The 21,863-nt window shown below is 69.4% G+C and carries 22 protein-coding genes; 8 read left to right on the forward strand and 14 right to left on the reverse strand.

Features of this window, described 5'->3' with window-relative positions:
- Nucleotides 1-55: 55 nt before the first annotated feature.
- Nucleotides 56-685 (forward strand): biotin transporter BioY, encoded by a 630-nt coding sequence (locus NNL39_RS11660; RefSeq protein ID WP_255159446.1) that lies wholly within the window; start codon nt 56-58, stop codon nt 683-685.
- Between the two features lie 64 nt (nt 686-749).
- Here the strand turns inward: NNL39_RS11660 and NNL39_RS11665 are convergent, their stop codons facing one another.
- The 5 genes from NNL39_RS11665 to sufB are packed head-to-tail and all read right to left on the reverse strand — an operon-like array spanning nt 750 to nt 4,824.
- Nucleotides 750-1,079, reverse strand: coding sequence for a metal-sulfur cluster assembly factor (locus NNL39_RS11665; protein WP_255159447.1), 330 nt, complete (start codon nt 1,077-1,079; stop codon nt 750-752).
- Nucleotides 1,080-1,083: 4 nt separating this feature from the next.
- Complete coding sequence (sufC, locus tag NNL39_RS11670) at nt 1,084-1,848, reverse strand: Fe-S cluster assembly ATPase SufC (protein ID WP_255159448.1); 765 nt, start codon at nt 1,846-1,848, stop codon at nt 1,084-1,086.
- Nucleotides 1,849-1,856: 8 nt separating this feature from the next.
- Nucleotides 1,857-2,204 carry a non-heme iron oxygenase ferredoxin subunit gene (locus NNL39_RS11675; RefSeq protein ID WP_255159449.1) on the reverse strand — a complete coding sequence of 116 codons (348 nt, stop codon included), beginning with the start codon at nt 2,202-2,204 and terminating at the stop codon, nt 1,857-1,859.
- Between the two features lies 1 nt (nt 2,205).
- On the reverse strand, nt 2,206-3,405 hold the full coding sequence (gene sufD, locus NNL39_RS11680; protein WP_255159450.1) for a Fe-S cluster assembly protein SufD: 1,200 nt from the start codon (nt 3,403-3,405) through the stop codon (nt 2,206-2,208).
- Nucleotides 3,406-4,824, reverse strand: a complete 1,419-nt coding sequence (gene sufB, locus NNL39_RS11685) for a Fe-S cluster assembly protein SufB (protein ID WP_255159451.1) — start codon at nt 4,822-4,824, stop codon at nt 3,406-3,408.
- A 259-nt stretch (nt 4,825-5,083) separates the two neighbouring features.
- Here sufB and NNL39_RS11690 point away from each other — a divergent pair, with 259 nt between their 5' ends.
- Entirely contained in the window at nt 5,084-6,040 is a 957-nt protein-coding gene (locus tag NNL39_RS11690) for a COX15/CtaA family protein (protein ID WP_407665174.1), read from the forward strand.
- Here the strand turns inward: NNL39_RS11690 and NNL39_RS11695 are convergent.
- Nucleotides 6,037-6,957, reverse strand: a complete 921-nt coding sequence (locus NNL39_RS11695; protein WP_255159452.1) for a heme o synthase — start codon at nt 6,955-6,957, stop codon at nt 6,037-6,039. The genes NNL39_RS11690 and NNL39_RS11695 overlap by 4 nt on opposite strands.
- Nucleotides 6,958-7,146: 189 nt before the next feature.
- On the opposite strand from NNL39_RS11695, the gene tkt reads away from it, so the two are divergent.
- Genes tkt through pgl form a run of 6 tightly spaced genes read left to right on the forward strand, consistent with a single transcriptional unit; the run spans nt 7,147 to nt 15,343 of the window.
- A complete protein-coding gene (gene tkt / locus NNL39_RS11700) occupies nt 7,147-9,237 on the forward strand; it encodes a transketolase (RefSeq protein WP_255159453.1) in 2,091 nt (696 codons plus the stop codon).
- A gap of 55 nt (nt 9,238-9,292) precedes the next feature.
- Nucleotides 9,293-10,402 carry a transaldolase gene (gene tal, locus NNL39_RS11705; protein WP_255159454.1) on the forward strand — a complete coding sequence of 370 codons (1,110 nt, stop codon included), beginning with the start codon at nt 9,293-9,295 and terminating at the stop codon, nt 10,400-10,402.
- Nucleotides 10,399-11,994, forward strand: coding sequence for a glucose-6-phosphate isomerase (locus tag NNL39_RS11710; protein WP_255159455.1), 1,596 nt, complete (start codon nt 10,399-10,401; stop codon nt 11,992-11,994). Before tal ends, NNL39_RS11710 begins: the two co-directional genes overlap by 4 nt.
- 26 nt (nt 11,995-12,020) lie before the next feature.
- Nucleotides 12,021-13,562, forward strand: a complete 1,542-nt coding sequence (gene zwf / locus NNL39_RS11715) for a glucose-6-phosphate dehydrogenase (protein ID WP_255159456.1) — start codon at nt 12,021-12,023, stop codon at nt 13,560-13,562.
- Nucleotides 13,559-14,485: a glucose-6-phosphate dehydrogenase assembly protein OpcA gene (locus NNL39_RS11720; RefSeq protein WP_255159457.1), complete on the forward strand. Its 927-nt coding sequence runs from the start codon at nt 13,559-13,561 to the stop codon at nt 14,483-14,485. Before zwf ends, NNL39_RS11720 begins: the two co-directional genes overlap by 4 nt.
- Before the next feature lie 45 nt (nt 14,486-14,530).
- Nucleotides 14,531-15,343: a 6-phosphogluconolactonase gene (pgl, locus tag NNL39_RS11725; RefSeq protein WP_255159458.1), complete on the forward strand. Its 813-nt coding sequence runs from the start codon at nt 14,531-14,533 to the stop codon at nt 15,341-15,343.
- 10 nt (nt 15,344-15,353) lie between these two features.
- On the opposite strand, the gene NNL39_RS11730 is transcribed toward pgl, so the two are convergent.
- From NNL39_RS11730 to rapZ, 8 genes are all read right to left on the reverse strand, one after another.
- Nucleotides 15,354-15,710: an RNA polymerase-binding protein RbpA gene (locus NNL39_RS11730; protein ID WP_255159459.1), complete on the reverse strand. Its 357-nt coding sequence runs from the start codon at nt 15,708-15,710 to the stop codon at nt 15,354-15,356.
- A gap of 10 nt (nt 15,711-15,720) precedes the next feature.
- Nucleotides 15,721-15,969, reverse strand: a complete 249-nt coding sequence (gene secG / locus NNL39_RS11735) for a preprotein translocase subunit SecG (protein ID WP_255159460.1) — start codon at nt 15,967-15,969, stop codon at nt 15,721-15,723.
- A gap of 64 nt (nt 15,970-16,033) precedes the next feature.
- The gene (gene tpiA, locus NNL39_RS11740; protein WP_255159461.1) at nt 16,034-16,825 is read right to left on the reverse strand and encodes a triose-phosphate isomerase; all 792 of its coding nucleotides are present in this window, start codon (nt 16,823-16,825) and stop codon (nt 16,034-16,036) included.
- The gene (locus NNL39_RS11745; RefSeq protein ID WP_255159462.1) at nt 16,816-18,030 is read right to left on the reverse strand and encodes a phosphoglycerate kinase; all 1,215 of its coding nucleotides are present in this window, start codon (nt 18,028-18,030) and stop codon (nt 16,816-16,818) included. Before NNL39_RS11745 ends, tpiA begins: the two co-directional genes overlap by 10 nt.
- Before the next feature lie 28 nt (nt 18,031-18,058).
- Nucleotides 18,059-19,069: a type I glyceraldehyde-3-phosphate dehydrogenase gene (gene gap, locus NNL39_RS11750; RefSeq protein ID WP_255159463.1), complete on the reverse strand. Its 1,011-nt coding sequence runs from the start codon at nt 19,067-19,069 to the stop codon at nt 18,059-18,061.
- Nucleotides 19,070-19,182: 113 nt separating this feature from the next.
- Nucleotides 19,183-19,809 carry a superoxide dismutase gene (locus tag NNL39_RS11755; RefSeq protein WP_255159464.1) on the reverse strand — a complete coding sequence of 209 codons (627 nt, stop codon included), beginning with the start codon at nt 19,807-19,809 and terminating at the stop codon, nt 19,183-19,185.
- 124 nt (nt 19,810-19,933) lie between these two features.
- Nucleotides 19,934-20,914: a DNA-binding protein WhiA gene (whiA, locus tag NNL39_RS11760; protein WP_255159465.1), complete on the reverse strand. Its 981-nt coding sequence runs from the start codon at nt 20,912-20,914 to the stop codon at nt 19,934-19,936.
- A gap of 49 nt (nt 20,915-20,963) precedes the next feature.
- Nucleotides 20,964-21,836 (reverse strand): RNase adapter RapZ, encoded by an 873-nt coding sequence (gene rapZ, locus NNL39_RS11765; RefSeq protein ID WP_255159466.1) that lies wholly within the window; start codon nt 21,834-21,836, stop codon nt 20,964-20,966.
- Nucleotides 21,837-21,863: the final 27 nt, after the last annotated feature.

Genomic DNA, 21,863 nt, shown 5'->3' on the forward strand with positions numbered 1-21,863 from the left:
CAGCCCGATAGTCTAACCCTGTCCCCCGCACCCGACTTCTCGTAAGGAAGCCCCCGTGTCGACTGCCACCACCGCCCTCGTTCGCCCCACGCTCGTCGACCGCGTCGTGACGCGCTCGTGGGCGAGCGACATCGCCCTCGTCATCGCGGGCACCGCGCTCGTCGCCGTGCTCGCTCAGGTTTCTATCCCCTTGTGGCCGGTGCCCGTTACCGGGCAAACTCTCGCAGTATTGCTGGTCGGCGCGGGCCTCGGTGCAGTGCGCGGCGCGTCGTCGCTGGGCCTTTACGCAATTCTCGGGCTGGTCGGCCTCCCCATCTTCGCGCCGCAGGAAGACGGGTCACACCTCACCGGCCTCGCCGCGCTGAGCGCCCCGAGCTTCGGCTATATCGTCGGCTTCATCGCCTCCGCCGCGATCGTTGGCTGGGCCGCCGAGCGCTCGTGGGACCGCGGCTGGTACAAGCCGATCATCACGTTCATCGGCGGCTCGCTCGTCGTCTTCGCGTTCGGTCTCCCGTGGCTCGCGGTCTCGCTCGGCCAGCTTGGCGTGCCGAACGACCTGCAGTCGGTGCTCGTGGCCGGCTTCTACCCGTTCATCATCGGCGGAGTCATCAAGGCCGCCATCGCCGCGGCGCTCCTGCCGGCGCTGTGGGCGGCCGCCGAGCGCCGCGATCGCTCCGACGCGTAGCGCACCCGCGACGACGAAGGCCCCTCCCGAGACCGGGAGGGGCCTTTCGCGTGGAGCGCTGCGGTCAGATGCTGAAGCCAAGCGCGCGCATCATGTCGCGGCCGTCGTCGGTGATGCGTTCGGGGCCCCACGGCGGCATCCACACCCAGTTGATGCGGAACTGCGCGACGATGCCGTCGAGGGAGTTCGCAATCGACTCCTCGATGACGTCTGTGAGCGGGCATCCCGCCGAGGTCAAGGTCATCGAGATGATGAGGGCGTCGCTCTCCTCGTCCCAGGCCAGGTCGTAGACGAGGCCCAGATCGACGATGTTGACGCCGAGCTCGGGGTCGACGACGTCCTTCAGTCCCTCCTCGACCTGGTCGAAGAGCTTCGGCTCGAGTGCGGTGGGCATGCGTCTAGCCTACGGTCGAGCCGGTCAGGTAGCGGTCGTAGCCCTCGTTCTCAAGGCGTTCGGCCAGCTCGGGCCCGCCCTCTTCAACAACGCGGCCATCGACGAACACGTGCACGAAGTCGGGGGTGATGTACCGCAGGATGCGCGTGTAGTGCGTGATGAGCAGCACCCCGAGGCCGGTGTTCTCCTTGACGCGGTTGACACCCTCCGAGACGATCTTGAGCGCGTCGACGTCGAGGCCCGAGTCGGTCTCGTCGAGCACCGCGATCTTCGGCTTGAGCAGCTCGAGTTGCACGATCTCGTGGCGCTTCTTCTCGCCGCCCGAGAAGCCCTCGTTGACATTGCGCTCGGCGAACGAGGTGTCCATGCGCAGGGCCTCCATCGAGCCGCGCAGGTCCTTGATCCACGAGCGAAGCGCGGGCGCCTCGCCGTCGAGCGCGGTCTTCGCGGTGCGCAGGAAGTTGGAGACCGTCACCCCCGGGATCTCGACGGGGTACTGCATGGCGAGGAAGAGTCCGGCGCGCGCGCGCTCATCGATGCTCATCTCGAGCACGTCAGCGCCGTCGAGCGTGATCGATCCGCTGTCGACGGTGTAGCGGGGATGCCCGGCGATCGTGTACGCGAGCGTCGACTTGCCCGAGCCGTTGGGGCCCATGATGGCGTGGGTCTCCCCCGAGTTGATGATCAGGTTGACCCCGCGCAGGATCTCTTTCGTACCCTGATCGGTCTCGATGCTGACGTGCAGGTCGCGAATCTCAAGAGTGGACATGTCGTGGGTCATCCTTCGGGGGTGTTGGCCGGAGCGGCGATGTTCGCGGTGACGTCGACGAGCACGTCGGTGCCCTCGATCGTCACGGCGTAGACAGGGACCGGCTCGTAGGCCGGGAAGTTGCGGGGCTTGCCGGTGTCGAGCGAGAACTTCGAGCCGTGCGCCCAGCACTCGATGGCGTCGTCCTCGACGAAGCCTTCGCTGAGCGAGATCTCTCCGTGCGTGCAGGTGTCGCCGAGAGCGTGGACAGCGCCCGCGGAGTCCATGACGACCGCGACGGGGGTGCCGTCGACGACGACCTTCTTCGCCGAGGCGGGGCTCAGTTCGTCGAGCGCGCAGACGCGGGTCGCGGTCATCTCACACCACCTCCACGGCGTCGAGTTCGGCCTCGATCGCGGCGACGAGACGGGTCTGCAGTTCGGGCGCGCCGATCTTCTGCACGACGTCGATGAGGAACCCGAGCACGACGAGGCGGCGGGCCTCCTGCTCGTCGATGCCGCGCGAGCGCAGGTAGAACAGCTGCTCGTCGTCGAAGCGACCGGTCGCGCTCGCGTGACCGGCCCCGGCGATGTCCCCCGTCTCGATCTCGAGATTGGGGATCGAGTCCGCGCGCGTGCCGTCGCTCAGCACGAGATTGCGATTCTGCTCGTAGGAGTCGGTGCCCGTCGCGTCGCGGCCGATGAGCACGTCGCCCACCCAGACCGTGCGGGCACCGGAGCCGTTGAGCGCGCCCTTGTACGTCACGCGGCTGATCGTCTGAGGCGCGATGTGGTGCACGTACACGCGCTGCTCGAGGTGCTGGCCCGCGTCGGCGAAGTACAGGCCCAGAAGCTGCCCGTCGGCTCCCGAGCCGGCGAGGTGCACCGAGGGGTTGACCCGAACGATGGCGCCGCCGAGCGAGACGACGACGTGCTTGAGCTGCGCATCTTTGTCGACGCGCGCGAACTGGCTCGACAGGTGCACCGACTCGTCGTCCCACTCCTGCAGGCTGACGACCGTGAGCTCGCTCCCCGCGCCCGCGACGATCTCGACGTTCTCGCTGAGCCGGGCACTCCCCCGGTTGTCGATTACGACGAGCCCTCGCGCGTTCGGCGCGGCGGTGATAACGGTGTGCGCGGCGCGCGGCGCGCGGTCGGTGCCCGTGCGGTCGATCGTGACCGCCACGGCCTCCTCGCTCGAGAGCGTCACCGCGAGTGCCCGCTCGGTGCTCGACCACGCGTTCGCGGCGGCGCGCTCCTCGGCCAGGCCCGCCGAGCCCACGCGCGCGTCATCCATCGGGATCCACTCGACGGACACTCCGGGCGCGCTCGACACCTCGGCGGGGAACGCCGTGCCGTCGAGCTCGCCGTCGATGAGGTCGCGGATCTTGTCGACCGGCGTCAGCTTCCACTCGAGCTCGCGGCCGGTGACGGCCGGGAAGTCGGCGTGCGCAGCGGACGCGAAACGCTCGTTGCGGGTTTGCACGGGCACAGGAGAACCCGGGCCGTGCGCGTGCTGCTGGGTCTCGATCGTCGGTGCATGTGTTGCGGGGATACTGCGTGCGGGGGCGGAGCTCATCTAGCCGACGCTGCCTTCCATGCTCATCTCGATGAGCTTGTTCAGCTCAAGGGCGTACTCCATGGGCAGCTCGCGCGCGATGGGCTCGATGAACCCGCGCACGATCATGGCCATGGCCTCGTCTTCGGGCAGTCCGCGGGACTGCAGATAGAACAGCTGCTCCTCGCTCACGCGCGAGACCGTCGCCTCGTGGCCGAGCTGCACGTCGTCGACGCGGATGTCGATCGCCGGGTAGGTGTCGGAGCGCGAGATCGTGTCGACGAGCAGGGCGTCGCAGCGCACGGTATTGGCCGAGTGGTGCGCGTTCGCGTCGACCCGCACCTCGCCGCGGTAGCCCGCGCGGCCGCCACCGCGCGCGATCGACTTCGAGACGATCGACGACGTCGTGTACGGCGCCATGTGGATCATCTTCGCGCCGGCGTCCTGGTGCTGGCCGGGGCCCGCGAAGGCGACCGAGAGCGTCTCGCCCTTGGCGTGCTCACCCATGAGGAAGATCGACGGGTACTTCATCGTCACCTTCGAGCCGATGTTGCCGTCGATCCACTCCATCGTGGCGCCCTCGTGGGCGACCGCGCGCTTGGTCACGAGGTTGTAGACGTTGCTCGACCAGTTCTGAATCGTCGTGTACCGAACACGGGCGTTCTTCTTCACGATGATCTCGACGACGGCCGAGTGCAGCGAGTCGCTCTTGTAGATCGGGGCCGTGCAGCCCTCGATGTAGTGCACGTAGGAGCCCTCATCAGCGATGATGAGCGTGCGCTCGAACTGGCCCATGTTCTCGGTGTTGATGCGGAAGTAGGCCTGCAGCGGAATCTCGACGTGCACGCCCGGGGGAACGTAGACGAACGATCCGCCCGACCACACGGCCGTGTTGAGGGCCGCGAACTTGTTGTCGCCGGCCGGGATGACCGTGCCGAAGTACTCGGTGAAGAACTCGGGGTGCTCGCGCAGGGCCGTGTCGGTGTCCATGAAGATGACGCCCTGGGCCTCGAGGTCTTCGCGGATCTGGTGGTAGACCACCTCGGACTCGTACTGGGCGGCGACGCCGGCGACGAGGCGCTGGCGCTCGGCCTCGGGGATTCCGAGCTTCTCGTAGGTGTTCTTGATCTCCTCCGGCAGCTCCTCCCAGGTGGTGGCCTGCTTCTCGGTGGAGCGCACGAAGTACTTGATGTTGTCGAAGTCGATGCCCGACAGGTCGGCGCCCCAGAGCGGCATGGGCTTCTGGCCGAAGAGCTTGAGGCCCTTCAGGCGCAGGTCGAGCATCCACTGCGGTTCGTCTTTCAGGGCCGAGATGTTGCGCACGACGCTGTCGTCGATGCCGCGGCGCGCGGTCGCGCCCGCGGTGTCGGAGTCGGACCAGCCGAACTCGTACTGGCCGAGGCCCTCGAGCTCGGGACGGTCGATGAGCACGTCAGACATGCGTTTCCTCTTCTCTCTACCGAACCCAACCTCGATCGGGACGGGGACATTCCGTGGACATCCAGTTGCGCGGTGGCCTTCGGCAGACGCTCATCGAGCGCCCATACACTGAGGCCGAACGAGATGTCGTGCGCTTGAGCCGCCCAGCAACCCCAACGATGCGTGGCCCGCGGTCGACACTGACTGATGAGCTTCGCCGATTCTATCGTGCGCAGCCTGAAAGAGGAGGAAGCGGACCGTGAATCGGCTGTGGCAGGCGCTGGTCGGAGTGGGCCGTCGGTTCGTTGAGTGGCTGCCGACCACGGCGGACAGGCGCGTTCGTGTCATCGCCTGGGCCTCGCTCGTGAGTCAGACGCTCATCGTGGGCACCGGCGGCGCCGTGCGCCTCACCGGATCAGGACTCGGCTGCCCGACCTGGCCGCGCTGCACCGAGGACTCGTTCATCGCGACGCCGGAGATGGGCATCCACGGCATCGTCGAGTTCGGCAACCGCCTGCTCACCTTCGTGCTCGTCATCATCGCGATCATCGCGTTCCTCTTCGTCGTGCGGATGCGGCGCGAGCGCCCCGAGCTGCTGCGCCTCACGGTCGCGCTCGGGCTGGGTATTCCCGCCCAGGCAGTGATCGGCGGCATCACCGTGCTCACCCAGCTCAACCCCTGGGTGGTCGGGTTCCACTTCGTCGTCTCTGCCGTGCTCGTCGCCCTCGCGGTCGTGTTCGTGCACCGGGTCTACCGGGGGCGCACGACCGGCGAACTCGTTGTGCCGGCGCCCGTTCGGGCGCTTGCACTCGCGACCGCCGTGGGCGCCTGGGTGACCGTGCTCGTCGGCATCGTCGTGACCGGTTCGGGTCCGCACGCGGGCGATGGTGGCGCGGCGCGCAACGGCCTGGACAGCGAGCTGCTGCAGCACGTGCACTCCTGGCCCGCCTACATCACCGCGGGGCTCAGTGTGCTGCTGCTCATCGCGGCGATCCAGGTCGGTCGCCGGCCCCTCGTCCGTGCCGTCGTGGCACTGCTCGCGGTCGAGGCCGTGCAGATCGCGGTGGGGATCGCGCAGGCGCGGCTGGGGCTTCCCGAACTGCTCGTGGGCATCCACATGGTGCTCGCCTGTGTGCTCATCGCGGTCATGACGCTCGCCCTGCTGACGCTGCGGCGCAGCGAAAGCGAGCTGACGAACGACCGGTCGCAGCCGGAACTCGCGGGAGCTGCGCGCTAGAACGGCAGCAGTGGGTCGATGCCCACGGCCACGAAGAGCAGTGTGAGGTACGTGATGCTCGCGTGGAACACCCGCATCGGAGCCGCTTCGAGCCCCCGCACCGCTCGACTGTGCAGACGGTGGCTCTCGACGATGAACCATCCGCCCGCGATGAGCGCGACCGCGGTGTACAGCGCGCCCATCGGCGCGATCGGGATGAGCAGCAGGGATGCCGCGACCGTCGCCCACGCGTACAGGATGACCTGGACGCCGACCGTCGCCCGATCCCGCATGACCGCGAGCATGGGCACGTCGGCCGCCGCGTAGTCTTCGCGGTACTTCATCGACAGCGGCCAGTAGTGCGGCGGGGTCCATAGGAACACGACGAGGAAGAGGATGACCGGCGGCCAGTCGAGCGAGCCGGTCACCGCCGTCCAGCCGATGAGCACGGGGAAGCATCCGGCAATGCCGCCCCAGATGATGTTCTGCTCCGTGCGGCGTTTGAGCACGAGCGTGTAGATCACGACGTAGAAGACGATCGCACCGAGCGAGAGCGCGGCGGCGAGCCAGTTCGTCGTGAGCCCGAGCCAGACGATCGAGATCACGCCGATCGTGTAGGCGAACACGAGCGCCGCACGGTCGGAGACCTCGCCGGTGACGAGCGGGCGGTTCTTGGTGCGGTTCATGACGCGATCGATATCGCGGTCGATGTACATGTTGAAGGCGCCGGCCGATCCGGCCGAGAGCGCACCGCCCACGAGGGTGGCGAGCACGAGCCAGATGCTCGGAAGACCGTCGGCCGCGAGGATCATGACGGGCGCGGTCGTGACGAGCAGCAGCTCGATGACCCGCGGCTTGGTCAGGGCGATGTAGGCCGAGAGGGTGCGTCGGATGCTTCGCGGTCGCGTCGTGACGGCGTGATCGAGAGCGGTATCCATAGCTCCTTCATTCGTGGCGCGGGAATGCGGTCAGTCTACGGGAGGGTTGGTGAGAGCGAGCCCGTGCGCACCCGCCGGGGCATACGACCCTCTCTATACTGGCGAGGGCCGACGACGCCCTGCACGCAGACGTTCGTGCAGGACCGGGCGAGGCCCGCATCCGTCTGAAGAAAGGGCAGTACCGACGCCATGACCGACCTGACCTGGGACGACCTGGACCGCCGCGCCGTCGACACCGCCCGACTGCTCGCCGCCGATGCTGTCGAGAAGGTCGGCAACGGCCACCCCGGCACCGCGATGTCGCTGGCCCCCGTCGCGTACCTCTTGCACCAGAAGGTGATGCAGCACGACCCGAGCGACCCGCACTGGCTCGGTCGCGACCGCTTCATCCTCTCGGCGGGCCACAGCTCGCTCACGCAGTACGTGCAGCTGTACCTGGGTGGATACGGGCTCGAGCTCGACGACCTCAAGGCGCTGCGCACCTGGGGCTCGAAGACCCCCGGCCACCCGGAGTTCGGCCACACCGACGGCGTGGAGATCACGACCGGTCCGCTCGGCCAGGGACTGGCATCGGCGGTCGGCTTCGCCTACGCCGCGCGCTTCGAGCGCGGCCTGCTCGACCCGCAGACACCCGCGGGCGAGAGCGTCTTCGACCACCACGTGTACGTCATCGCCGGTGACGGCGACATTCAGGAGGGTGTGACGAGCGAAGCGGGCTCGCTCGCCGGCCACCAGCAGCTCGGCAACCTCATCGCGATCTACGACTCGAACCAGATCTCGATCGAAGACGACACGAACATCGCCTTCACCGAAGACGTCGCCGCGCGCTACGCCGCCTACGGCTGGCACGTGCAGACCGTCGACTGGAAGAAGACCGGCGAGTACGTCGAAGACGTGCAGGCCCTGCACGCCGCGCTCGAGGCGGCGAAGGCAGAGACCTCGCGCCCGAGCCTCGTGATCGTCAAGACGATCATCGGCTGGCCCGCCCCGACGAAGCAGAACACCGGCAAGATCCACGGTTCGGCACTCGGCGGCGACGAGCTCACCGCGACCAAGCGCGTCATGGGCTTCGACCCCGACGAGCACTTCGCCGTCGCCGACGAGGTGATTGCGCACACGCGCCTCGCCGTCGAGCGCGGGCGTGAGCGTCGCGCGGCGTGGGATTCTCGTTTCGACGCGTGGTCCGCCGCGAACCCCGACAAGAAGGCGTTGCTGGACCGGATGCTCGCGCGCGAGCTCCCCGCCGACCTCGAGGCCGCGCTGCCGGTGTTCGAGGGCGGCACGAGCGTGTCGACCCGCGCTGCCAGCGGCAAGGTCATCAACGCGATCGCGGGCGTGCTGCCCGAGTTCTGGGGCGGGTCGGCCGACCTCGCCGAGTCGAACCTCACGACGATCGCGGGCGGCGGCTCCTTCGCCCCGAGCGAGCACTCGACGCACGAGTGGTCGGCGAACCCCTACGGGCGCGTGCTGCACTTCGGCATCCGCGAGCACGCCATGGGCGCGATCCTCAACGGCATCGCGCTGCACGGTCGCACCCGCGTCTTCGGCGGCACCTTCCTGATCTTCAGCGACTACATGCGCCCCGCCGTGCGCCTCGCCGCGCTCATGAACGTGCCGGTCACCTACGTCTGGACCCACGACTCGGTCGCCCTCGGCGAGGACGGACCGACGCACCAGCCGATCGAGCAGCTCGCGTCGCTGCGCGCGATCCCGGGTCTCGCGATCGTGCGCCCGGCCGACGCCAACGAGACCGCGCACGCGTGGAAGGCGGTGCTCGAGCGCCGCTCCCCCGCGGGGATCGCTCTCACGCGCCAGAACATCCCCGTGTTCGAGCGCGGCACCGGCATCGCCTCGGGCGACGAGCTCGCGGCGGCGCACCACGTCGCGAAGGGCGCCTACGTGCTCGCCGAGGCGGCCAACGGCTCTCCCGACGTGATCCTCATCGCGACGGGCTCCGAGGTCGCGGTGGCGATGGATGCGCGCACGCAGCTCGCGGAGCACGGCATCCACGCCCGCGTCGTGTCGGCCCCGTGCCTCGAGTGGTTCGACGAGCAGAGCGCCGAGTACCGCGAGTCGGTGCTGCCGTCATCGGTGACGGCGCGCGTCTCGGTCGAGGCCGGCCTCGCCCTGAGCTGGCACCGCTACGTCGGCGACCGCGGCCGCTCGGTGTCGATCGAGCACTTCGGTGCCTCGGCCGACTACCAGACGCTGTTCCGCGAGTTCGGCATCACTCCCGAGGCCGTCGTCGCCGCCGCGCGCGAGAGCATCGCAGCCCACTGACCGGCCCCTCCCCTCTCCGTCCGCCACCACTCCACCACCCACGATTGAGGACACCATGAGTGCCACCCCCACCGCCCAGCTGAGCGACCTCGGCGTCAGCATCTGGCTCGACGACCTGTCGCGCGATCGCATCACGTCGGGCGGTCTCGCCGCCCTCATCACCGAGCGAGACGTCGTCGGCGTCACGACGAACCCCACGATCTTCGCCGCCGCGCTCGCGACGGGCACGACCTACGACGACCAGGTGCGCGAGCTCGCGGCCGCGGGTGTCGATGTCACGCGTGCCGTCTTTGAGATCACGACGGACGACGTGGCTGCCGCGAGCGACATCTTCGCCTCGGTCTACGGTTCGACCGGCGGCCAGGACGGCCGCGTCTCGATCGAGGTCGAGCCGGGTCTGGCTCACGATGCCGCGGGCACGATCGCCCAGGCGCAGCAGCTCTGGAAGAAGGTCGGCCGCCCCAACGCGATGATCAAGATTCCGGCGACGGTCGAGGGCCTCGAGGCCATCACCGAGACGATCGCCGCGGGCATCAGCGTCAATGTGACGCTGATCTTCAGCCTCGACCGCCACCGCGCCGTCATCGACGCCTACCTCGCCGGGCTCGAGAAGGCGCACGCCGCCGGCATCGACCTCTCGACGATCCACTCGGTCGCATCGTTCTTTGTCTCGCGCGTCGACACCGAGATCGACAAGCGGCTCGTCGAGATCGGCACTCCCGAGGCGCTCGCCCTCAAGAGCAAAGCCGGCATCGCGAACGCACGCCTCGCCTACGAGGTCTTCGAGCAGGCCTTCGCAACCGAGCGCGCCGCGGCGCTGCTGGCTGCCGGCGCGAACGCGCAGCGCCCGCTCTGGGCCTCGACGGGGGTCAAGGACCCGAGCCTTCCCGACACCCTCTACGTCACCGAGCTCGCCGTCGGCCGCACGGTCAACACCATGCCCGAGAAGACCCTGCAGGCGACCTTCGACCACGGCATCATCGCGGGCGACGCCGTCACGGGCAGCTACGACGAGGCGCGCGGCGTGCTCGCCGCGCTCGATGCACTCGGCATCTCGTACGACGAGGTGACCGCGCTGCTCGAGAAGGAGGGCGTCGAGAAGTTCATCGTCAGCTGGAACGAGCTGCTCGACACCGTCAGCGCCGCTCTCGAGGCTGCACGATGACTCTCACGGTCGCGGCGCGCGGCGACGCGCAGCGTGCCATCGACGCGCAGGTTCCCGCGCTCGTCGAGCACCTCGTGGCGAGCCGCATCACGGCGGGCGACAGCACGCTCTGGGGCCCGGCCGCCGAAGCCGAGGCCAGCATTCGCCTCGGCTGGACCCAGGCTGTCTCGGTGTCGCGCCCCCTTGTGGCGGAGATTGTCGCTCTGCGCGAGCAGCTCGTCGAGCGCGGCATCTCCCGCATCGTGCTGTGCGGCATGGGCGGCTCGTCGCTGGCCCCCGAGGTCATCACCCGCACGGCGGGGGTGCCGCTCGTCGTGCTCGACTCGACCGACCCGGGCCAGGTCGCGACCGCCCTGGGCGAGCACCTCGGCCACACGGCCGTCGTCGTCTCGTCCAAGTCGGGCTCGACCGTCGAGACCGACAGCCAGAAGCGCAGCTTCGAGGCCGCGTTCCGCGACGCGGGCATCGACCCGGCGGAGCGCATCGTCATCGTCACCGACCCCGGCTCGCCCCTCGAGCAGGCGTCGCTCGCGGCGGGCTACCGCGTGTTCACCGCCGACCCGACCGTGGGGGGCCGCTACTCGGCGCTCACGGCCTTCGGTCTCGTACCCTCCGGACTCGCGGGCGTCGATCTGGATGCCCTGCTCGACGAGGCCGAGGCGGCGAGCCTTCCGCTCGCCGTCGACAGCGCCTCGAACCCGGGCCTGCAGCTGGGTGCCGCGATCGCCGGCACCGTACCGCTGCGCGACAAGCTCGTGATCGTTGCCGACGGCACCCACATCGTCGGCCTCGGCGACTGGGTCGAGCAGCTCATCGCCGAATCGACCGGCAAGGACGGTCGCGGAGTTCTGCCCGTCGTCGTCGGCATCGATGCGCCCGAGCTCACGAGCGGCGCTGCGGATGTGCAGGTCGTGCGCCTCGTCGCGGACGCGCGCGCGACGCGCGAGGTCGCCGACGGCGAGATCGAGCTCTCCGGCTCGCTCGGGGCGCACCTGCTGACCTGGCAGTACGCCACGGCGGTCGCCGGCGTGCTGCTCGGCATCAACCCCTTCGATCAACCCGATGTGGAGTCGGCCAAGGTCGCCGCGCGCGGACTGCTCGACGCCCGGCCCGAACCGCTCGCGGCGCAGTTCGCCGACGGCGGCATCGAGGTCGTCGGGCCCGCGTCGCTGCTCGGTGGAGCATCCACCGTCGCCGATGCCGTCCGTGCCCTCGAAGCGGCGCTGCCCGACGGCGGGTACGTGGCCGTGCAGGCCTACCTCGACCGTATCGCCCACCCCGAGCTCGAGGCCGTGCGGCACCTCATCGCCGCCCGCACGGGACGCCCGGTGACCTTCGGGTGGGGGCCGCGCTTCCTGCATTCGACGGGCCAGTACCACAAGGGCGGCCCCGCGCGCGGGGTGTTCCTGCAGGTCACCGGAACGCTCGCCGATGACCTGGCGATCCCCGATCGCCCCTTCACCTATGGTCAGCTCATCGCCGCCCAGGCAGCGGGAGATGCCGCCGTGCTCGCCGAGAAGGGGATGCCCGTCGTCACCCTGCGCGTGCGCGACGCCGACGGCATCGCCGCGATCATCGCCGCGCTCTCCTGACCCGCTCCGCCACCACGAGGAGAACCATGGCCCCGGTCGCCATCGCCCGCGACAGCAACCCGCTGCGCTCCCCCGATGATCGTCGGCTCAACCGCATCGCCGGTCCCAGCGGACTCATCATCTTCGGTGTCACGGGAGACCTCTCGCGCAAGAAGCTCATGCCGGCGGTCTACGACCTCGCCAACCGCGGGCTGCTGCCGCCCGGCTTCGCCCTCGTCGGGTTCGCCCGGCGCGACTGGGAGACGCAGGACTTCGAACAGGTCGTGCACGACGCCGTCAAGCAGTACGCGCGGACGCCCTTCCAGGAGGACGTCTGGAAGCAGCTGGCATCGGGCATCCGATTCGTCTCGGGCGACTTCGACGACGACGACGCATTCGCTCGCCTGACGGAGACGCTCGCGGAACTGGATCGGGAACGCGGAACGATGGGCAATCACGCGTTTTACCTGTCGATCCCGCCCAAGTCGTTCCCGCTGGTCACCGAGCAGTTGCGGCGCAGCGGGCTCGCCGAGGCGCAGGCCGGCGAGTGGCGGCGCGTCGTGATCGAGAAGCCCTTCGGCAGCGACCTCACGTCCGCGCGCGAGCTCAACGATGTCGTCGAATCCGTATTCCCGCCCGACTCCGTGTTCCGCATCGATCACTACCTGGGCAAGGAGACGGTCCAGAACATCCTCGCCCTGCGGTTCGCGAACATGATGTACGAGCCGATCTGGAATGCGAACTACGTCGATCACGTGCAGATCACCATGGCCGAAGACATCGGTGTCGGCGGGCGCGCGGGCTACTACGACGGGATCGGAGCCGCGCGCGACGTCATCCAGAACCACCTCCTGCAGCTGCTCGCTCTCACGGCGATGGAAGAGCCCGTGTCGTTCGACGCGGCCGACCTGCGCGCCGAGAAGGAGAAGGTGCTCTCGGCGGTGCGCCTGCCGAAAGACCTCGCCACGGGTACGGCGCGCGGGCAGTACGCGAGCGGCTGGCAGGGCGGCGAGTGGGTTGCGGGGTTCCTCGAAGAGGACGGGATGAACCCCGCCTCGGTGACCGAGACCTACGCCGCCATGCGCCTCGACATCAATACCCGTCGCTGGGCCGGGGTGCCGTTCTACCTGCGCGCCGGCAAGCGCCTCGGCCGCCGCGTGACCGAGATCGCGGTCGTGTTCAAGCGCGCTCCGCAATACCTCTTCGCCGAGGCGCAGACCTCCGCCCTGGGTCAGAACGCTCTCGTGATCCGGGTTCAGCCCGACGAGGGTGTCACCATCCGGTTCGGCTCGAAGGTGCCCGGCGCCGGTATGCAGGTGCGCGACGTGACGATGGACTTCGGCTACGGCCACGCCTTCACCGAAGCGAGCCCCGAGGCGTACGAGCGGCTCATCCTCGACGTGCTGCTCGGTGACCCGCCGCTGTTCCCGCGGCACGAGGAGGTCGAGCTCAGCTGGAAGATCCTCGACCCCATCGAGGAGTTCTGGGCCACGCAGGGTGCGCCCGAGCAGTACGCGCCCGGAACCTGGGGTCCGCAGTCCGCGGACGATCTGCTCGCGCGCGACGGACGAGTGTGGAGGCGCCCGTGATCATCGACCTGCCCGACACCACGGCGAGCCAGGTGTCGAAGACCCTCGTCCGCATCCGCGACGAAGCGGGAGCCGTGGCACTCGGCCGCGTGCTGACCCTCATCATCACGAGCGAGATCGGCGAGGAGGAGGACGTCATCGCGGCGGCCAATGAGGCCTCGCGCGAGCATCCCATGCGCATCATCGTCGTCTCGACCGACAGCGCCGGCGCGACCGCGCGTCTCGACGCCGAGATCCGGGTGGGCGGAGACGCGGGAGCGAGCGAAGTCATCGTGCTGCGGGCGCACGGCGAGACCGCCACCGACCTCCGAGGCCTCGTCACGGGCCTGCTGCTGCCCGACGCCCCTGTTGTGTCGTGGTGGCCCGGAGAGTGCCCTGACGCGGTCTGCGACACGCCGCTCGGGCGTCTCGCTCAGCGCCGCATCACCGACTCTGCGGCCACGTCCGACCCTCGGTCGACCCTCGCCCGCATCGCCTCGGGCTATCGGCCCGGCGACACCGACTTCGCCTGGACGCGCCTCACCCTGTGGCGCGCCCAATTGGCCGCCGCGCTCGACCAACCGCCCTACGAGCCCATCACGCGGGTGCAGGTCGCCGGAGCCCCTGATAGCCCCTCGACGGCCCTGCTCGCGGCCTGGCTCGGCCTGCGGCTGCAGGTGCCGGTCGAGATCGATGTGGCCGACGGCAACCCGTCGTCGGGCATCCACCGCGTCGTGCTGCACCGCGCCAGTGGCGAGATCAGTCTCGAGCGCACGCGCACTGGCATCGTCGAGCTGCACCAGCCCGGACAGCCGATGCACGAACTCTCGTTGCCACGCCGCGGCCTGCGCGAGTGCCTCGCCGAAGAACTGCGTAGGCTCGACCCTGACGACGAGTTCGGCGCCGTACTCGAGAGCGGGTTCGGCAGCTCGACCGCCGCCTAACGTCGGCGCCCCGCGCGCCCCGCTCCGCAGAGAGGCTCCACCACTGTGACCACCGAACGCCGCGTGCTCGTGCACGCCGACCGTGCCGCGCTCGCGGGCTCGGTCGCCGCCCGATTCCTCACCAAGATGATCGACCTGCTCGACGAGCAGGACGAAGCGCACATCGTGCTCACGGGCGGCAGCGTCGGCATCGAGGTGCTCGCCGCGATCGCCGCGCTCCCCGCCCGCGATCAGATCGACTGGAGCCGCGTGCATGCCTGGTGGGGCGACGAGCGCTGGGTGCCCACCGGTCACGCCGACCGCAATGAGCATCAGGCTCGGGATGCGCTGCTCGACCGCATCGCCATGCCCGCGTCGAACATCCACCCCTTCCCCGCCTCGGACGAGGGCCTCGACCTCGAGGCGGCCGCGCAGCGCTACCGGGAAGAGTTGCTCGCGGCGGGCGGCGGCGACTTCCCGACCTTCGCGATCACGTTCCTCGGCGTCGGCCCCGACGGGCACATCGCCTCGCTCTTTCCGGAGCGCGACGGCCCCCGGGTCGCCGAGCCCGGCGTCATCGCCGTGCACGACTCCCCCAAACCGCCGCCCGGGCGGTTGACCCTGACGCTGCCCCTCATCAACCAGTCAGAGCGGATCTGGCTCGTGCTCGCCGGCGCTGACAAGGCCGCTGCCCTGGGCCTTGCACTCGCGGGCGCGGCAGTCGCCGATGTGCCCGTGGGCGGCGTGCTCGGCACGAAGCGCACGGTGTTCTTCATCGATGACGAGGCGTCGTCGGAAGTGCCGGAGTCGCTCATCGCCCCGACGAGCTACTGGACGGGCGCGATGGACCAGGCCGAGTGGACGGTCGGCGAGGACTAGACCGCGGACGTCAGACCGTGCCGCGGCGCTGACGCAGCTTGAGCAGGGCCTCGTCGAGAATCTGCGCGGCCTCTTCGTCGGTGCGGCGCTCTTTCACGTAGGCCAGGTGCGTCTTGTACGGCTCGTTCTTGGCGACCTGCGGCGGGTTGTTCTTGTCCCGCCCCGCGGGCAGTCCCGTCGACGGCGAGTCGATGACGTCGGGGATCTCCTCTTCGGGGAGGTTGGCCGCGAAGTGCCGCACGGTCTCGTTGCCCATGGCGTCCCAGTAGGAGATCGAGATGCGCTCGGCGTGGATGCCGCGGTCCTGCTCGCCCATGGGGCCGGAGCCCACGCGCGACCCGCGGATGGCGCTGCCGCCTGAGACCATGATGTGCTCCTTAGACCGCGTCGAAGCGCGTGATGAGACCGAGCACGATGATCGAGCTCACCCAGACGAGGGCGAGGATGATCGTGATGCGGTTGAGGTTGCGCTCTGCGACGCCCGAGGCGCCGAGGTTCGAGGTGACGCCGCCGCCGAACATGTCGGAGAGGCCGCCACCGCGGCCGCGGTGCAGCAGGATCATCAGAGTGAGCAGAAGGCTCGTGATCCCCAGGATGACCTGGAGCACGACCTGAAGGATTTCCACGGATCGGACCTCTCGCGCGATTCGGACAGTCTCCTACCCTACCGGACGCAGGGCGGAGCGGGGATCAGACGGTGCCGACGTGCTTCGGGAACCGGGCGATGCTGGAGAACTCGTCAACATCGAGGCTCGCGCCGCCCACCAGAGCGCCGTCGACATCCTTGTGGGCCATGAAGCCCGCGATGTTGGCGGCCTTGACCGATCCGCCGTAAAGGATGCGCGTGCGCTGCGCGGCCTCGTCGCCGAGAGCCTCGTCGAGCGACTGCCGCAGCGCTGAGCACACCTGCTGGGCCTGCTCGGGCGTCGCTGCCTGACCCGAGCCGATGGCCCAGACCGGCTCGTACGCCACCACGATGTCGGCGTCGGAGGCGAGCGCCTCGAGCACGACCCGCAGCTGCGCCACCGGCACTGCCGAGGGGCCGTGCTGCTCGAGGTCGTCAGCCGTCTCCCCCACGCAGATCACGGGCACGAGGCCGTGCCGCAGGGCGGCGACCGTCTTGTCGGCCACCACCTGGTCGGTCTCGGCGTGGTACTGCCGGCGCTCACTGTGCCCGATGATGACGTACCGGCAGTCGAGAGCGGCGAGGAAGGCGCCCGAGGTCTCGCCCGTGTAGGCGCCGCTGTCGTGCACCGACAGGTCTTGCCCGCCGTAGCGCAGCTCGAGCTTGTCGGCCGTCACGAGCGTCTGCACGCTGCGCAGGTCGGTGAACGGTGGGAACACGGCGACCTCGACCTGGCCGTAGTCGTGCTTGGCGTCGCGCAGGCTCCACGCGAGCTTCTGCACGAAAGCGATCGACTGCAGGTGGTCGAGGTTCATCTTCCAGTTGCCCGCGATGAGCGGGGTGCGTGCTACTGCCATCCGAGGACCTCCAGGCCGGGGAGCTTCTTGCCCTCGAGGAACTCGAGGCTGGCGCCGCCTCCGGTGGAGACGTGGCCGAAATCATCATCGGTGAATCCCAGCGCACGCACCGCGGCGGCGGAATCGCCGCCCCCCACGACGCCGAGCCCCGACACGCGCGTGAGCGCTTCGGCGACCGCGCGCGTCCCGCCGGCGAAGGCGGGGAACTCGAACACGCCCATGGGCCCGTTCCAGAACACCGTGGTCGACGACGCCACGAGCTCGGCGAAACGGGCGGCCGTCTCGGGCCCGATGTCGAGCCCGAGACCGGATGCTCCTGCCGGACCCTCTTCGAGCGCGTCGGCACGCTGCACCGAGTGGGGGGCGTCGGCGGCGAAGCGCTCGGCGACGACCACGTCGGTCGGCAGCACGATCTGCACACCGCGCTGCTCGGCCTCGGCGAGGTAGCCCCGCACGGTGTCGAGCTGATCGGCTTCCAGCAGGCTCGCGCCCACCTTGTGGCCCTGCGCGGCCAGGAAGGTGAAGAGCATGCCGCCGCCGATGAGCAGGCGGTCGACGCGCGGCAGCAGGTGCGCGATGACGCCGAGCTTGTCGCTCACCTTCGAGCCGCCCAGCACGACCGTGTACGGCCGCTCAGGGCGCTCCGTGAGACGGTCGAGCACATCGGTCTCGGCCGAGATGAGCGAACCGGCCGCGCTCGGAAGCGTCTGCGCGAGTTCGTAGACGCTCGCCTGCTTCCGGTGCACGACGCCGAAGCCGTCGGAGACCATGGCATCGCCGAAGGTCGCGAGCGCGTCGGCGAATGCCTGCCGCTCCGCGGCGTCTTTCGACGTCTCGCCGGGGTTGAAGCGCAGGTTCTCGAGCACGGCGATGCCGCCGTCGGCGAGTCCGCGCACGGCATCCGCCGCCGATGCGCCGACGGTGTCGCTCGCGAAGGCCACCGGCGCTCCCAGCAGCTCGCTCAAGCGCTGCGCGACGGGGCGCAAGCTGTAGCGCTCGTCAGGAGCACCCTCGGGGCGCCCGAGGTGCGAGATCACGACGACCTTCGCACCGCGATGCAGCAGGGCGTTGAGCGTCGGCAGCGAGGCACGGATGCGACCGTCATCGGTCACGACGCCGTCGGTGAGCGGCACGTTGAGATCGCACCGCACGATGACACGCCGACCCGAGAGGTCGCCGAGGGACTCGATCGTACGCAGGGCCACGGAGGACCGTCCTTGTCGCAGCGACCGCCTAGAGGCGGGCGCCCACGAACTCGGTCAGGTCGACGAGGCGGTTCGAGTAGCCCCACTCGTTGTCGTACCAGGCCGAGACCTTCACGAGCGTGCCGCTCACGTTGGTGAGCTCGGCATCGAAGATCGACGAGTGCGGGTTGAGCTGGATGTCGCTCGACACGATCGGGTCCTCGGTGTACTCGAGGTAGCCCTTGAGGCGTCCCTCGGCCGCGGCCACCTTGTACGCGGCGTTGATCTGCTCGACCGTGAGGCCCTCGGTGGGGGTGACGATCGTGAGATCGACGATCGACCCGGTGGGCACCGGCACGCGATACGACGAGCCGCTGAGCTTGCCCTGCAGCTCGGGCAGCACGAGGCCGATGGCCTTGGCTGCTCCGGTCGAGGCGGGAACGATGTTGATGGCGGCACCGCGCGCGCGGCGCAGGTCGTTGTGCGGGCCGTCCTGCAGGTTCTGGTCGGCCGTGTACGCGTGCGCCGTCATCATGAAGCCGCGCTCGATGCCGAAGGCGTCGTTGAAGACCTTCGCGAGCGGGGCGAGGCAGTTGGTCGTGCACGAGGCATTGGAGATGATGACGTCGGTCGCCGGGTCGTAGGTCTCCTCGTTGACGCCCATGACGATCGTGGCGTCGTCGCCCGTGGCCGGGGCGGAGATGAGCACCTTCTTGGCGCCACCGGCGATGTGCTTCTTGGCGTCCTCCGCCTTGGTGAAGCGGCCCGTCGACTCGATGACGATGTCGACGCCGAGGTCGCCCCACGGCAGGGCAGCCGGGTCGCGCTCCTCGAAGACGCGGATGCGACGGCCACCGACCGTGATCGAATCGCCGTCGTGCGAGACGTCGTGAGCGAGCACGCCGCCCACGGAGTCGTACTTCAGCAGGTGCGCGAGCGCGGCGTTGTCGGTGAGGTCGTTGACCGCGACGATCTCGAGGTCGCTGCCCTGGGCGAGGGCCGCCCGCAGGTAGTTGCGGCCGATGCGGCCGAATCCGTTGATGCCGACTTTCACGCTCACGGGATCTCCTGTTGCTCAGGCGCCCACGGCGCCATTGGTGGTGGTAGAGGTGGTGGTGTGGTGCAGGGGGGAAAAGACGAAGGCCGGGGCATCAGCCCCGGCCACGACGCCTGTTACGACAGTAGCAGGAGCCCGTCGCTGTGCGAGCGCGCCGCCGCGAAGCGGTCGGCGACGTTCTGCCAGTTGACGATGTTCCAGAACGCCTTGACGTAGTCGGCCTTCACGTTGACGTAGTCGAGGTAGAAGGCGTGCTCCCACATGTCGAGCTGCAGCAGCGGCACCGTGGCCTGCGCCGTGTTGCCCTGCTGGTCGAACAGCTGCTGGATGATCAGGCGGCGCCCGATCGGATCCCACGACAGCACGCCCCAGCCCGAGCCCTGGATGCCCATGGACGCGGCGGTGAAGTGAGCGACGAACTGGTCGAAGGAGCCGAAGAACTCGTCGATCGCGGCGGCGAGCTCGCCCTCGGGCTTGTTGCCCCCGTCGGGCGACAGGTTCGTCCAGAAGATCGAGTGGTTGATGTGGCCGCCGAGGTGGAACGCGAGGTCTTTCTCGAGGCGGTTGATGTTTGCGAACGCGCCGGTCTCCCGCGCCTCCGCCATCGCCTCGAGCGCGCCATTGGCGCCCGCGACGTAGGCCGCGTGGTGCTTCGAGTGATGCAGTTCCATGATGCGGGCACTGATGTGCGGCTCGAGCGCCGCGTAGTCGTAGGTGAGCTCAGGGAGCGTGTACACAGACATGGGAGCTTTTCTCTCCTCCAGATAGGGCGTCCGACCGCCGGGCTGCCGACGACCGCGCTGACGTGGGGCCAGTCTACTGATGGCAACCGCGCGGCACCCCGGGGTGTTCCCGCGCCGGGGTGGATCAGTCGAGATCGATGTCGGGGGGAAGGTTGGCGTCGGTGCCCGGGATGCCGAGGGTCTCGGCCCGCTTGTCGGCCATCGCCAGGAGGCGTCGGATTCGGCCGGCCACCGCATCCTTCGTCATCGGCGGGTCGGCGTGGTGGCCGAGCTCATCGAGGCTCGAGTCGCGGTGGTCGAGTCGCAGCTGGCCGGCGTACCGGAGGTGCTCGGGCAGGTCGTCGCCGAGGATCTCGAGGGCCCGCTCGACCCGCGCACAGGCGGCGACCGCGGCTTGCGCCGATCGGCGCAGGTTCGCGTCGTCGAAGTTCACCAGCCGGTTCGCCGTCGCCCGCACTTCGCGCCGGGCGCGCAGAGCCTCCCAGTCGGCCACCGTGGTCTCGGCGCCCATGAGGCGCAGCATCTGACTGATCTTGTCGCCGTCACGGATGACCACGCGATGCACCCCGCGCACCTCGCGGGCCTTCGCGGCGATGCCGAGGCGCCCTGCGGCGCCGACAAGGGCCATGGCGGACTCGTTGCCCGGGCAGGTGATCTCGAGCGCAGCCGAGCGGCCGGGATCGGTGAGCGACCCGTGGGCGAGGAACGCTCCGCGCCACACGGCCGCGAGCTCCTCGCGTGATCCGGTGGTGAGACGATTCGGGAGGCCGCGGACCGGTCGGCGTCGGGCATCCAGCAGGCCCGTCTGCCGGGCGAGCGTCTCGCCGCCCTCGAGCACGCGCACGACGTAGGCAGGGGTCTTGCGGATGCCGCCGGGCGAGAGCATCGCGGCGTCGCTGCGCATGCCGTAGAGCTCGACCAGGTCTTTGCGCACGCGGCGCGCGATGGCCGGCGTATCCAGTTCGACCTCGACGGCCACGCGGCCCGAGATGAGGTGCAGGCCGCCGGCGAAGCGCAGCACCGTGGCCAGCTCGGCCGCGCGCACCGTGGTCTTCGTGATCACCAGCTGCGAGAGCTCGTGCTTCACGTCAGCGGTCAACGCCACAGCGGTCGTCCTCTCGAGGGGGGTGGGTCAGGGGGTACGGCAATCGACCTTACTCGCGTCCCAGGTCGCGATGCTTCACGGTGATGCCCACGCTCGGCAGCACGCGCAGGCGCTCCGCGAGCTGCTGCACGAGGGCGACCGAGCGGTGCTTGCCGCCCGTGCAGCCGATCGCGATCGTTGCATGCCGCTTGTTCTCGCGAGCGTACCCGGCGAGAACGGGGGCCAGCATCGCCTCGAAGGCGTCGAGGAACTCGCGCGCGCCCTCTTGCGCGAGCACGTAGTCGCTGACTGCCGCGTCGAGGCCCGTGGCAGAGCGCAGTTCGGGCTGCCAGAAAGGGTTCGGCAGGAAGCGCGCATCGGCGACCACATCGGCGTCGGTCGGGATTCCGTACTTGAAGCCGAAGCTCTCGAGCGTCACCTTCACTCCCGGGCTGCCCTGCGCCGAGAAGATCTCGGTGACGGTCGTGGCGAGCTGGTGGATGTTGAACTCGGTCGTGTCGATGATGATGTCGGCGAGCTCGCGCACCTCGAGCATGCGCTCGCGTTCGCGCGCGATGCCGTCGAGCAGCGTGCCGTCCTGTTGCAGGGGATGCGGGCGACGCACCTGCTCGAACCGTCGCACGAGCGCCGCATCGGTCGCCTCGAGGAACAGCACGCGCACGGTGTCGCGCGCCCGAAGCTCGGCGACGATGGCGGCGAGGTCGGCGAACAGCTTGCCACCGCGCACGTCGACGACCGCGGCGATGCGCGGCAGCGCACTGCCCGGGTGGACCGCGAGATCCACGAGCGGACGCAGCATCTGCGGCGGGAGGTTGTCGACGACGTACCAGCCCAGGTCTTCGAGGGCGTTCGCGACGGTCGATCGGCCGGCGCCAGACATGCCGGTGACGATCAGCACGTCGTGCGGCGCGGTGTCAGGCATCGGTCCTCAGGTCGGTTCGGGGCGGGG

This window comes from Microcella humidisoli (genome assembly GCF_024362325.1).
Classification (GTDB): domain Bacteria; phylum Actinomycetota; class Actinomycetes; order Actinomycetales; family Microbacteriaceae; genus Microcella; species Microcella humidisoli.